9 protein-coding genes and 2 tRNA genes are annotated in these 12,921 nt (G+C 63.3%); all 11 read left to right on the forward strand.

Translation table 11 applies throughout. The features are described 5' to 3' along the window. Positions 1 to 30: 30 nt before the first annotated feature. The 11 genes from I4X03_RS03970 (at position 31) to I4X03_RS04020 (ending at position 12,893) form a co-directional block, all read left to right on the forward strand. Positions 31 to 444 carry a hypothetical protein gene (locus I4X03_RS03970; RefSeq protein ID WP_223465927.1) on the forward strand — a complete coding sequence of 138 codons (414 nt, stop codon included), beginning with the start codon at positions 31 to 33 and terminating at the stop codon, positions 442 to 444. A gap of 46 nt (positions 445 to 490) precedes the next feature. After that, a complete protein-coding gene (locus tag I4X03_RS03975) occupies positions 491 to 703 on the forward strand; it encodes a VF530 family protein (RefSeq protein WP_223465929.1) in 213 nt (70 codons plus the stop codon). Between the two features lie 12 nt (positions 704 to 715). Then, positions 716 to 1,006 (forward strand): DUF4404 family protein, encoded by a 291-nt coding sequence (locus I4X03_RS03980; protein ID WP_223465931.1) that lies wholly within the window; start codon positions 716 to 718, stop codon positions 1,004 to 1,006. 224 nt (positions 1,007 to 1,230) lie between these two features. Continuing rightward, on the forward strand, positions 1,231 to 3,510 hold the full coding sequence (locus I4X03_RS03985; protein ID WP_502572549.1) for a YgiQ family radical SAM protein: 2,280 nt from the start codon (positions 1,231 to 1,233) through the stop codon (positions 3,508 to 3,510). A gap of 144 nt (positions 3,511 to 3,654) precedes the next feature. After that, a complete protein-coding gene (locus tag I4X03_RS03990) occupies positions 3,655 to 6,462 on the forward strand; it encodes an EAL domain-containing protein (protein WP_223465932.1) in 2,808 nt (935 codons plus the stop codon). A 190-nt stretch (positions 6,463 to 6,652) separates the two neighbouring features. After that, the gene (locus I4X03_RS03995) at positions 6,653 to 7,804 is read left to right on the forward strand and encodes a GGDEF domain-containing protein (RefSeq protein ID WP_223465933.1); all 1,152 of its coding nucleotides are present in this window, start codon (positions 6,653 to 6,655) and stop codon (positions 7,802 to 7,804) included. A gap of 131 nt (positions 7,805 to 7,935) precedes the next feature. Then, positions 7,936 to 8,011 (forward strand) — tRNA-Val (locus I4X03_RS04000). A 49-nt stretch (positions 8,012 to 8,060) separates the two neighbouring features. Continuing rightward, a tRNA-Asp gene (locus I4X03_RS04005) sits at positions 8,061 to 8,137 on the forward strand. 692 nt (positions 8,138 to 8,829) lie between these two features. Beyond that, positions 8,830 to 10,638 (forward strand): S8 family peptidase, encoded by a 1,809-nt coding sequence (locus I4X03_RS04010; RefSeq protein WP_223465934.1) that lies wholly within the window; start codon positions 8,830 to 8,832, stop codon positions 10,636 to 10,638. A 183-nt stretch (positions 10,639 to 10,821) separates the two neighbouring features. Then, on the forward strand, positions 10,822 to 11,901 hold the full coding sequence (gene dinB, locus I4X03_RS04015) for a DNA polymerase IV (RefSeq protein WP_223465939.1): 1,080 nt from the start codon (positions 10,822 to 10,824) through the stop codon (positions 11,899 to 11,901). Between the two features lie 95 nt (positions 11,902 to 11,996). After that, positions 11,997 to 12,893 (forward strand): recombination-associated protein RdgC, encoded by an 897-nt coding sequence (locus tag I4X03_RS04020; protein ID WP_223465941.1) that lies wholly within the window; start codon positions 11,997 to 11,999, stop codon positions 12,891 to 12,893. The last annotated feature ends 28 nt before the right edge of the window (positions 12,894 to 12,921 follow it).

The raw sequence follows: 12,921 nt of genomic DNA on the forward strand, positions 1-12,921 counted from the left end.
CGCCCTACACTTTTTTGACGAGCCGACCATATGACCGACGACGAATTCCTCGCCAGCTTCAGCGCCTGCACCTTGCCGCCCGAGCAGTTCAGCCACGCCGGCCATATCCGCCTGGCCTGGATCAACCTGCAGCGCCTGGACTTTGAGCCGGCTGTCGAGGCTACCTGCCGCGGCATCCGCGCCTACGCTACCCACCTCGGCGCCGCCACCAAATTTCACGCCACCATCACCGTCGCGCTGATGCACCTGCTGCGCGCCGCTGGCGCTGGTGAGCGCGACATCAGCTGGTACCAGTTCGTTAACGCCAACCAGGAGCTGATGCATGATGCGCGCGCCGTCCTCGCCCGCCACTATTCCAGCCAGCTCCTCGACAGCCAGGCGTCGCGCGAGCGCTTCGTTGGCCCCGACCTGCAGCCGCTGCCCGTGCGAGCCGCTGGGCCGTGATCGGTATATACTTTCTCACAACAACGCAACCGGAAGCGCCGCAGCAATGAGTGTTCAGGAATTACATGGTATTACCCTTGAAGCGATCTTGACCAGGCTGGTCGACCATTATGGTTGGGACCAGCTGGGCAAGCGGATCGTGATTAATTGTTTTCTCAGCGACCCGAGCATCAGGTCGAGCCTGAAGTTCCTGCGCAAGACGCCGTGGGCACGCAAGGAAGTTGAGGATTTATACCTGAATACGCGTTTTACCAACTAAAGCGAGCCTGATATGTTGAACGACAATGCATCGAACCTGAAGGACCATCTGAAAAGCCTGCACGCGAACCTCGAGCAGACCGAACACGTCGACGACGAGCTGCAGGAATTGCTGCGCCAGCTCGATGGCGATATCAAGGCCCTGCTCGACAAAGGCGCCGAGGAGGAGCTCGAGGAAGAGGGCGGTCCTTACGGCCTGGCCGAACGGACCCAGGAGATCACGGCGCGCTTCGCAGTCGAGCATCCGACCCTGGAACCGACCTTGCGCGAGCTGGGCCGAATCCTGCAGAACATGGGCATCTAGACCGTCATTCGCGTGACAGCGGGAATCCATAACCCGTTCGCGGCATTCGACGGCCATCGCAATGGCATGGCCGGTATCGGTTCCCGCTTTCGCGGGAACGACGAGGTGTTTGTCGCAATCGCGACACAAGTTATTGATAGTTAAGACATTTTTCGAGCCCGTCCGGCCTCCCAAAACGGCCGGTCATCGGCTTTGCATAGCGTTTTCCGGTACAATACCGGCCAATGAGCTCCCCATCGAACCTGTTTGCGACCGTCCCGAAGCGGTCTAGCCGCGCTGCTGCTGCGCCTTTCCTTCCCATGTCCCGTGCGGAGATGGATAAGCTCGGCTGGGATCAGTGCGACGTCATCGTCGTGACCGGCGATGCGTACATCGACCACCCCAGCTTCGGCATGGCGCTGATCGGCCGCGTGCTGGAAGCGCAGGGTTTCCGCGTGGGCATCATCAGCCAGCCGGACTGGCTGTCGGCCGACCCGTTCCGCGCGCTCGGCAAGCCACGCCTGTTCTTCGGCATCACCGCCGGCAACATGGATTCGATGATCAACCGCTATACCGCGGACCGCAAGATCCGTTCCGAGGATGCGTACACCGCCAACGGCGAGCCGAACAAGCGTCCCGACCGCACCGTGACCGTGTACGCCCAGCGCGCCCGCGAAGCGTATCCGGACGTGCCGATCATCGTCGGCTCGATCGAAGCGTCGCTGCGCCGCATCGCCCACTACGATTACTGGTCCGACAAGGTGCGCCGCTCGGTGCTGCCCGATTCGAAGGCCGACCTGCTGCTGTTCGGTAATGCCGAACGCGCGATCGTCGACCTGGCGCACCGCCTCAACGCGGGCGAGAACATCAAGAACATCCGCGACCTGCGCGGTACCGGTTTCATGGTGCCGGCGGGCTGGCTGCCGGCCGACGACTGGTCGGTGCACAATTCGACCCGTATCGATATTCCCGGCAAGGTCGAGGCGCCGATCGATCCGTACGCGATGATGCCGGAAGATAAGACCGCCTGCGCGACGGAAGCCGGGGCCAAGGAAGCCGACGTCGTCAAGCCGATCCGCATCATGACGCGCGAAGAGCGCGCCGCCGCCGCCAAAGAGAAGCACGACAAGACCGTGGTGCGGCTGCCGTCGTACGACGTGGTCAAGGATGACCCGGTGATGTACGCCCATACCTCGCGCGTGTTCCACCTGGAATCGAACCCGGGCAACGCGCGCGCGCTGGTGCAGGCCCATGGCGAACGCGACGTGTGGCTGAACCCGCCGCCGCTGCCCTTGCAGATGGACGAGATGGATGGCGTGTTCGACCTGTCGTACGCGCGCGCCCCGCACCCAAGCTATGGCAATGCGCGCATTCCGGCATGGGAAATGATCCGCTTCTCGGTCAACATCATGCGCGGCTGCTTCGGCGGCTGCACCTTCTGCTCGATCACCGAGCACGAAGGCCGCATCATCCAGAGCCGTTCCGAGCCGTCGATCCTGCGCGAGATCGAACATATCCGCGACAAGACCAAGGGCTTCACCGGCACCATTTCCGACCTCGGCGGCCCGACCGCCAACATGTACCGCTTGCAGTGCAAGGACAAGACCATCGAGGAAAGCTGCCGCCGCCTGTCGTGCGTGTATCCGACCATCTGCGTCAACCTCGGCACCGACCACAGCAAGCTGATCTCGGTGTACCGCAAGGCGCGCGCGATCCCCGGCGTGAAGAAGGTGCTGATCTCGTCGGGCCTGCGCTACGACCTGGCGGTGCGTTCGCCGGAATACGTCAAGGAACTGGTGACCCACCACGTGGGCGGCCTGCTGAAAATCGCGCCCGAGCACACCGAAGAAAACACCCTGACCAAGATGATGAAGCCGGGCATCGGCGCTTACGATGAATTCAAGCGCATGTTCGACAAGTTCTCGCTGGAAGCGGGCAAGAAGCAGTACCTGATTCCGTACTTCATCGCGGCCCACCCGGGCACCACCGACGAGGACATGCTGAACCTGGCGCTGTGGCTCAAGAAGAACAACTTCCAGCTCGACCAGGTGCAGACCTTCACGCCGACGCCGATGGCGATGGCCACCACCATGTACCACACGCGCAAGAACCCGTTGCACAAGGTGACCGAAGATTCCGAGATCGTCGAAACGGCGCGCAGCGGCAAGATCCGCAAGATCCACAAGGCGTTCCTGCGCTACCAGGACCCGGAAAACTGGCCGATCCTGCGCGAGGCGCTGGTCAAGATGGGCCGGGGCGACCTGATCGGCAACAGCGACAAGCACCTGATTCCGGCCACCGGCAGCGATGCGGCGCCGGCCGGCGGCGAACGCGGCAAGCGCCTGGCGCCTGGCTTCGGACCGGAGAAGTTTGTTCCGCCTGGCAAACGCGCGGTTCCCCGCGCCGCGACCTCGACGCCGTTCATGGCGCCTGAAAGCAAGATCCGGCCGTCGATCCTGTCGACCATCAAGACCAAGGCCAAGCCCGCCGCGGCCGCCAAGGCCGCGCGCCCGGGCCGCAAGTAGGCCCGGTGCCCCGCCGCGCCCACGGTACGAGTGTGGCGCGGCGACCCCGTTGTTACAATAATCAGGGTTGGCGGCCAGCGAACTTACGTACAATCTCACTCATATATTGCTCCTGCGCACCGGTAACCCGGCCGCTATCCCGAGATGACGTTCCTGCACCTGGCTGACCGGACTCGCCGTGCCCTGGCCGCCGTGCGCCAAGCGGCGGTGCTGGCGCTCGTCCTCGGCGCCGCGCTGCCGGCCCACGCGCTCGAGCGAGTCACGCTGCAGCTCAAGCACCTTCACCAGTTCCAGTTTGCCGGCTATTACGCGGCCGTCGAAAAGGGCTACTACCGCGACGCAGGGCTGGCGGTGCAGATTCTGGAAGGCAAGGACGGCAACGAGCCGGAGCGCAATGTCATTTCCGGCAAGGCGCAGTTCGGCGTCGGCAGCAGCAGCCTGCTGCTGGCGCGGCTGGCCGGCAAACCGGTGGTTGTGCTCGGCACGATCTTCCAGCACTCGCCATACGTGTTGCTGGTGGCGCGCCGCGACGGCGTCAAGGACCTGCGCTCGATCATCGGCAAGCGCGTCATGATCGGTTCGCTGACCGACGAACTGACCCAGGCCGACGAGCTGGTCGCGTTCCTGAAGAAAGAGGGCATCCCGATGTCCAGCACGGTGCGGGTCGACCACAGTTTCGACCCGCAGGACCTGGTCGACGGCAAGGTTGACGCCTACTCCGGCTATATCACCAACGAGCCGTATTTCCTCGACAGCATCGGCTTTGCCTACGACGTCTTCAGTCCGCGCGCCGCCGGCATCGACTTTTACGGCGACAACCTGTTTACCAGCGAAAGCGAGATCGCCCGCCGTCCGGAGCGGGTGCGCGCATTCCGCGAGGCCAGCATGCGCGGCTGGGCCTATGCGATGAATCACCCCGAAGAGATCGCCGACCTGATCCGCGCCAGGTACAGCAAGCGCCACGAGCGCGAGCACCTGCTGTACGAAGCGCGCCAGATGGTGCCGCTGGTGCAGCCGGTACTGGTCGAACTTGGCTACACCAATCCCGAGCGCTGGCGCCATATCGCCGACACCTATGCCTCACTGGGCATGTTGCCGGCGAATGCCTCGTTCGACGGTTTCCTGTACCGTGGCGATACGCCGCTGTACAGGACCTGGCCGTTCCGGATAGCGGTGCTGGGCGCCTTGCTGCTGATCGGCGCGACCGCGCTGCAGTTTTCACGGCTGGCGCGCGAACGCCGGCGCGCCCGCGAAACGATCCGCCAGGGGGAGCGGCGGTTCCGCACGATGTTCGAGGAAGCGCCGATGGGCATCGCGCTGATCGATTCGAGCACTGGCGAGTACAAGGACATCAACCCGCGCTACGCGCAGATCGCGGGCCGCTCGTTCGACGAAGTGATCAGCGGCAGCTGGACCGATTTCCTGCACCCCGACGACGCCGCCGGGGCGGTCGGATTGAGCCCGGGCGGCGGCGCCGACGCCAAGACCACGGCGCGGCTGGTGCATCCGGACGGCTCGGTGGTGTGGATCGCCATGTCGGTGGTGGCGGTCGAAACCGAGGCGGGCGCCCACCCGCACCACCTGTGCATGATCGAAGACGTGACCGAGAAGAAGAAATCGGAAGCGCTGATCTGGCAGCAGGCCAATTTCGACCCGCTGACGCAATTGCCGAACCGGCGCATGTTCCACGACCGCCTGGAAGTCGAGATCGGCAGGAGCCGGCGCGAAGCGCTGCGCACCGCGATCCTGTTCATCGACCTCGACCACTTCAAGGAAGTCAACGACACCCTCGGCCACCATCAGGGCGACGTGCTGCTGATCGAGGCATCGGAGCGCATCCGCGCCTGCGTGCGCGCCACCGACACCGTGGCGCGGCTGGGCGGCGACGAGTTCACCGTGATCCTGTCGGGGCTCGACAGCGCCACCTGCAGCGACGTGATCGCGCAAAAGATCCTCGACACCTTGCAGGCGCCGTTCGTGCTGGGCCAGGAACAGGCGTTCGTGTCGGCCAGCATCGGCATCACGCTGTACCCGGACGACGCCACCGAGGTCGACGAGCTGCTGAAACATGCCGACCAGGCCATGTACGCGGCCAAAGGCGCGGGCCGCAACCGCTTCAGCTACTTCACCCCGGCGCTGCAGGTGGCCGCACTGAACCGCATGCGCCTGACCAACGACCTGCGCGGCGCCGTCAAGGGCAACCAGCTGCGCGTGTATTTCCAGCCGATCGTGCACCTGCGCACGGGACGCATCCACAAGGCCGAGGCGCTGGTGCGCTGGCAGCATCCGCAGCGCGGGCTGGTCAGCCCGCTCGAATTCATCCCGCTGGCCGAGTCGAGCGGCCTGATCGTTGAAATCGGCGAGTGGGTGTTCAAGGAGGCGGCGCGCTGGGTGCGCCAGTGGCGCAGCCAGCATCACCCGGACTTCCAGGTCAGCGTCAACCAGTCGCCGCTCGAGTTCCAGCGCGACGGGCAGGGCTACGAGCACTGGTTCGCGCACTTGCAAGAGCTGGGGCTGAAAGGCTCGGCGATCCTGGTCGAAATTACCGAAGGCTTGCTGCTGGACGCAGGCAGCGGCGTCACCGACAAGCTGCTGCAGCTGCGCGACCACGGCATCCAGGTCGCGCTGGACGATTTCGGCACCGGGTATTCCTCGCTGTCCTACCTGAAGAAATTCGATATCGACTACCTCAAGATCGACCGCTCGTTCACCCGCAACCTGGCGCCGCAGTCGAGCGACATGGCGCTGTCGGAAGCGATCATCGTGATGGCCCACAAGCTCGGCCTGAAAGTGGTTGCCGAAGGGGTCGAAACGGCCGAGCAGCGCGCCTTGCTGCTGCGGGCCGGTTGCGACTACGGCCAGGGCTATCTGTTCGCGCCGCCGCTGCCTGCCGCCGAATTCGACGCGATGCTCAAGGCGCAGCTGGCGATTGCCGACGGCGCGCGCCGTTAGAAGCTGCGCACTAATTCTTCACGGTACAACCGTACAACCATCAATACCGTGTAATATAGTTCCTTTGGGAAACACCTATTACAATTTTGCTATGCAAATGCAAGCTATCCAACGCCATTTTGCAGCGGAAAATTGATCGGACGCGGCAATCCCTGCGGGCCGGAGGAAGTCTCTCAAGCGAGGAACTGTAGTGATCGACATTAAAACTTTCGTGCTGGTGCTCGCCATCGGCAATATTGGCCTGGCGGTGCTGATGGCAGGTTACGCCCATTCGCAGCGCCATGCCGCGATGCGCATCTGGACCTGGTCCAAGCTGGTGGTCGGCTCGGCCTACCTGATGGGCTGGCTGCAGGCGCCGGTGCCGGCGCTGTGGCACAGCGTTTCCGCGAACTCCCTGGTGATGGTCGGCATTACGCTGGAAGTGGCCGCTTACTGCACCTTCTTCGGCTTCAAGGGCTGGAAGCGGGTGTTGTACCCGTTCGCGGCGCTGTCGATCATTGCCTACATTGGCCTGCGCCTATCCGGCGCCGCGTTGCCGTACGCGACAGGCCTGATGTCGAGCGTGGTCGCGGTGATGATCGGCGCGATCGCGTTCGCGCTGCTGCGTCCGGCAAGCGACAGCACGCTGCTGCGCCGCATTATCGGCGTCAACGACGCCAGCTTCTTCCTGGCGATGAGCGCGCGTGCGCTGTCGGACCTGATGCCCGGCACCTTCACCTTGCTGTCGCCGCACGCGGCGCACGCGTTCACGTTTGTCACCGGCTATCTGCTGGTGATCGTCAACGGCTTCGGCTTCCTGCTGCTATGCAAGGAAAAAGACGACCGCGAGATGGCGCTGCTGGCCACCACCGACAGCCTGACCGGGCTGGCGAACCGGCGCGCCTTCTTCGAGCGCACCGAAGCGGCGCGCATGCTGGCGGCGCGGCTGCGCAAGCCGATCTCGCTGATGATGCTCGACATCGACCATTTCAAGTCGCTCAACGACCGCTTCGGCCACGCCTGCGGCGACCAGGCGCTGTGCGTGTTCGCCGACACCGCGCGTTCGGAGCTGCGCGAGCACGACATCATGGGCCGGCTGGGCGGCGAGGAATTCGCGCTGGCGCTGCCGGGCACCGACCTGACTGGCGCAATGCAGGCCGCTGAGCGGCTGCGCGAAGCGGTCGAACGGGTGATCTTGCCGAATCACGGCTACGCGATGACGGTGAGCATCGGCGTCGTGCTGATCGACCCCAACGAAGACATCAACGCCGCGCTGGCGCGGGCCGACCAGGCGCTGTACCAGGCCAAGAGTGGCGGGCGCAACCGGGTGAAGAATGGCGAGCCGATGCTCAAGTTCGCTTAAGCAAGCGCGGGGATTTTCGCTATTTTTCGAAAAACCCTTGCGCAGGTCGAAAGGTATTTGCTATGATTCGGCCTCTTCAGACGCGATGACAAGCGTCGGATGCAAGAAGTCTCTGAGTTAAGCGAGCATATGGGTGCTTAGCTCAGTTGGTAGAGCGGCGCCCTTACAAGGCGTAGGTCGGGAGTTCGAGCCTCTCAGCACCCACCAAGACTCAGAGTCCTGCATCATGATCAGCAACACCGATCAGAGTAAAAACGGAGTGGTAGTTCAGTTGGTTAGAATACCGGCCTGTCACGCCGGGGGTCGCGGGTTCGAGCCCCGTCCGCTCCGCCAGCAAAAAGAGAAAAGGTCCGACAGTGTCGGGCCTTTTTTCGTTTCCACGGTCAGAGCGTTCCCCCTGCGGGGAACGCGGTTTAGGGCTCGAAGGGATTTCCTTGCAAGGAAATCCGCGGCCTGCGGCACGTAGGCGAGCCCCGTCCGCTCCGCCAGCAAAAAGAGAAAAGGTCCGACAGTGTCGGGCCTTTTTTCGTTTCCACGGTCAGAGCGTTCCCCCTGCGGGGAACGCGGTTTGGGGCTCGAAGGGATTTCCTTGCAAGGAAATCCGCGGCCTGCGGCACGTAGGCGAGCCCCGTCCGTTCCGCCAGTCAAAAAAGGGTCCGACACTGTCGGGCCCTTTTTCAATTCTGCAGTAACAACACCCATTCCACAGCGCACTGTGCCGAGCCAATCTGCCATCCATTTTTTAACATTTCCCACGAAACCCGTTCAAATAAAAACAACCGATTCAACGGCCATACCCGCTCTTAACCAAACAACATTTGATTTTGCTCAAACTTCCCGCCTAAGTGTTGTGTTTACCGCGAATGTCATTGAATTCCCGAATCTTTCTTTTGGTTTCGTCGTAATCTGCAGAGCTTGCTTGAAAGCGAGTCTGCGTAACAATTGCGTAGAAAAAAAACGGCAGCACAGCTGGCCATCCAGTTGCGACTGCCACCATAAGATTCTTACGGAAAAAAGGATTTGACATGAAGCTGAAGCATTCGACGTACCCGGCAGTGTTGGGAGTTTTTGCAGCTGCAGTAGTCATCGGCGGGCCTCTGACCGCCAATGCCGCCGTGCCGGAGTTCCAGGCCACGGTGGAAGCCCAGACCATGCATACGGACCGCATGATCGTCAAGTACAAGGACTCCAAGCCTGCCGGCAAGGGTGCTGCCAAGCACGCCGCGGTCGGCAAGGATCGCGAAGCGATCCTGAACCGCGCCGGCCAGCAGTTCGGCCTGAGCATGAAACTGTCGCACGGCATCGCCACCGGCGCGCATGTCATGAAGCTGAACAAGCGCATGAGCGTCGCCGAAGTGCAGGCCCTGGCGCGCGACCTGATGGAACGCGATCCGAACGTCGAATATGCTGAGCCAGACCGCATCATGCAAAAGTTGTTCACCCCGAACGACACCCGCTACAACGAACAATGGCACTACTTCGAAGCCACCGGCGGCCTGCGCGCCAACCTGGCGTGGGACAAGTCGACCGGCACCGGCGTACGCGTCGCCGTCATCGACACCGGCTACCGTCCACATGCCGACCTGAGCGGCAAGATCGTCGGCGGCTACGACTTCATCACCGACACCTTCATCTCGAATGACGGCAACGGCCGCGACTCGGACGCGTCGGATCCGGGCGACCGTGTGCTGGCCGGCGAATGCGGCGGCGGCCAACCTACCCAGACCCAGAACTCCAGCTGGCACGGCACCCACGTCGCCGGCACCATCGCAGCGGCAACCAACAACGGCGCCGGCGTGGCTGGCGTTGCTTATGGCGCCACGGTGGTACCGGTACGCGTGCTGGGCAAGTGCGGCGGCTACACTTCGGACATCGCCGACGCGATCATCTGGTCGTCCGGCGGCACCGTCAGCGGCGTGCCAGCCAACGCCTACCCGGCCAAGGTCATCAACATGTCGCTCGGCGGCGGCGGCGCCTGCGACACCACCAGCCAGAACGCGATCAACAGCGCCCGCTCGCGCGGCACGGTCGTGATCGTCGCGGCCGGTAACGAAAACCAGAACGCCAGCAACTCCAACCCGGCCAACTGCGCCGGCGTGGTGACTGTTGCCGCGACCAACCGCTCCGGCGGCCGCGCCTGGTACTCGAACTACGGCACCGTGGTTGACGTGGCAGCGCCAGGTGGCGACACCAGCGTGGCCGCCAACGGCATCCTGTCGACCCTGAACGCCGGCACCGGCGCGCCAGGCGCCGACAACTACGCCTTCTTCCAGGGCACCTCGATGGCGACGCCGCACGTCGCCGGCGTCGCTGCGCTGATGCTGTCGAAGAAATCGACGCTGACGCCGGACCAGATCGAGAGCATGTTGAAGTCGACTGCCCGCGCCTTCCCGGCAACCTGCACCAGCTGCGGCTCGGGCATCGTCGATGCCAACGCCGCGGTTGATGCGGCCATCGGCACCACCACCGGCACCACCTTGGCCGAAACCGAGTCCAACAACACGCTGGGCACCGCCGATCCGGTCGCGACCAGCGGCACGACCGTCAACGCCAACCTGGGTTCGACGACCGACACCGACTACTTCGTGGTCCAGCTGCCGGCCGGTAAAACCCTGAACTCGGTGCTCACCCCTGGCACCAAGGACTACGACCTGTACGTGTACAACAGTGCGGGCACGCAGCTCGGCAAGAGCGAAAACGGCGCCGGCTCGGTCGACACCGTCAATGTCACCAACACCGGCAGCACCACCTCGGCCCGCTACGTTCGCGTGGTGTACTACAGTGGCGGCACCGGCTCGACCAGCGGCACCTACACGCTCAAGCTGACCTGGTAAGTTTCCAGCGAGGGTAGTGCCAGCAGGGCGGGAGACTTCGGTTTCCCGCCCTTTTTCTTTGGGGCCCAGCTCGTTGGGGTCATGTTGGACCCCCGAGGCGGCGCGGATTACTTGCAACAAAAGCGATTTCAGATAATACTGTATGGAATTACAGTAGTTGCCCGCCTTGTGGCACCCCGCCGAGTGAACGACCCCGTCCGAAAAATCATCCATTGCGACTGCGATTGTTTCTATGCGTCGGTCGAGATGCGCGACAACCCGGCGCTGCGCGATGTGCCGCTGGCCGTCGGTGGGCGCTCCGATCAGCGCGGCGTCGTCGCCACCTGCAATTACGAGGCGCGCCGCTATGGCATCCATTCGGCCATGGCGACCGCGCAGGCCATGAAGCTGTGCCCCGATCTGGTGGTGATTCCGCCGAACATGGAGAAGTACCGCGTGGCGTCGCGCCAGATCCTTGCCATCTACAATGATTACACCGAGATCGTCGAGCCGCTGTCACTCGACGAGGCCTATCTCGATGTGTCCGACTCGCCCCACTGCAAGGGCAGCGCGACCTTGATCGCCCAGCAAATCCGGCGGCGCATCTTCGACACCGTCGGCATTACCGCGTCGGCGGGCGTCGGGCCGAACAAGTTTGTGGCGAAGGTCGCCAGCGACTGGAACAAGCCGGATGGGCTGTTCCTGGTTCGCCCGGATGAGGTCGATGCTTTCGTCGCCGTATTGCCGGTCAAGAAGCTGTGGGGCGTCGGCAAGGTGACGGCAGCGAAACTGAATCATCTCGGCGCCCAGACCTGCGGCGACCTGCGCAGCTGGACGCTGGCCGACCTGGAGCACCATTTCGGCAGCTTTGGGGCGCGCTTGCACGACTTGTGCCGCGGCATCGATAACCGCGCCGTGTCGACCTCGCGCGAGCGCAAGTCGGTCAGCGTCGAGGAAACCTACACGCCCGATGTGCCGGACCTGCAGAACTGCATCGCATTGCTGCCCGAGTTGTTCGAGCGCCTGCAGGCGCGCATCAAGCGCTCGGGCACCGAGTCGGCCGCGCAGAAACCTTTTGTAAAGATCAAGTTTTCGGATTTCCGCCAGACGACCGTCGAGTCCGCCACGTCGGCACCCACGCTTGGGCATTTCGAGAACCTGATTGAAACCGCCTGGCAACGCGGCAAGCGCCCGGTGCGCCTGCTGGGCCTGGGCGTGCGGCTGGGCGAGGCCGAGGGCGTCGAACAGCTGAGCTTGTTTAGCGAGAGCGGCAGCGATATTTAAGCGTCATCGTATGCAACATCCAGCCGTCCCGGGCCGGATCGAGCGTGTAGAATGGCGTTCCTCTGGACATACTGACTGACACAAGGTTTAGCAAAATGTGGTTTAAGAATCTACAGATTTACCGCCTGCCCGCACCGTGGGCTTACACACCCGAGCAGCTGGAAGAGGCGCTGGCGCCGACCCGCTTTGCTCCGGCATCGAGCAATGAATTGCTGCGCCAGGGCTGGGATTCGCCGCGCGGTAATGGCAATCTGGTGCACACCGTAAACAAGCAGATGATGATCCTGCTCGGTACCGAAAAGAAGCTGCTGCCGACGTCGGTCATCAACCAGGTCGCCAAGGCCAAGGCGGCCGAGCTGGAAGAGGCGCAAGGCTTCGCGCCCGGCAAGAAGGCGATGAAAGAATTGAAGGAACGCGTTGCCGACGAGCTGCTGCCGCGCGCATTCAGCATCCGCAGCAACGTCTGGACCTGGATCGATCCGGTCAACGGCTGGCTGGTGGTCGATGCGGCCAGCCCGTCGAAGGCCGATGATGTGATCAAGCTGCTGTTGAAGGCGGTCGACCGCATGCCGCTGGAAAGCCTGCGCGTGCAGCGCTCGCCGGTCGCGGTGATGACGGCATGGCTGGAGATGGACGAAGCGCCGCACGGCTTTACCGTCGACCAGGACACCGAACTGCGCGCCACCGGCGAGAGCAAGGCCGCGGTGCGTTACGTGAAGCACACGCTGGAGCCGGACGACATCCGCCGCCATATCGCCGCCGGCAAGCAGTGCACGCGCCTGGCGATGACGTGGAACGACAAGGTCTCGTTCGTGCTGACCGAGTCGCTGGCGATCAAGGGCATCAAGCCGCTGGACGTCATCAAGGAAAACGACACCAGCACGCGCAATGACGAAGAGCGTTTCGACAACGACATGATGTTGATGACGGGCGAACTGTCGAAGATGATGGGCGACATCGTCGAGGCGCTGGGCGGAGAAGCCAAGGCCTAAGGGAATCCGGCGGATGCGGGCTGCGCCC

The organism is Massilia soli, from assembly GCF_016809835.1.
GTDB classification, from domain to species: domain Bacteria; phylum Pseudomonadota; class Gammaproteobacteria; order Burkholderiales; family Burkholderiaceae_D; genus Telluria_A; species Telluria_A soli.

Coding starts and splice junctions, on each gene's coding strand:
- I4X03_RS03970 (WP_223465927.1), top strand. CDS start 31: ATGACCGACGACGAATTCCTCGCCAGCTTCAGCGCCTGCACCTTGCCG.
- I4X03_RS03975 (WP_223465929.1), top strand. CDS start 491: ATGAGTGTTCAGGAATTACATGGTATTACCCTTGAAGCGATCTTGACC.
- I4X03_RS03980 (WP_223465931.1), top strand. CDS start 716: ATGTTGAACGACAATGCATCGAACCTGAAGGACCATCTGAAAAGCCTG.
- I4X03_RS03985 (WP_502572549.1), top strand. CDS start 1,231: ATGAGCTCCCCATCGAACCTGTTTGCGACCGTCCCGAAGCGGTCTAGC.
- I4X03_RS03990 (WP_223465932.1), top strand. CDS start 3,655: ATGACGTTCCTGCACCTGGCTGACCGGACTCGCCGTGCCCTGGCCGCC.
- I4X03_RS04010 (WP_223465934.1), top strand. CDS start 8,830: ATGAAGCTGAAGCATTCGACGTACCCGGCAGTGTTGGGAGTTTTTGCA.
- I4X03_RS04020 (WP_223465941.1), top strand. CDS start 11,997: ATGTGGTTTAAGAATCTACAGATTTACCGCCTGCCCGCACCGTGGGCT.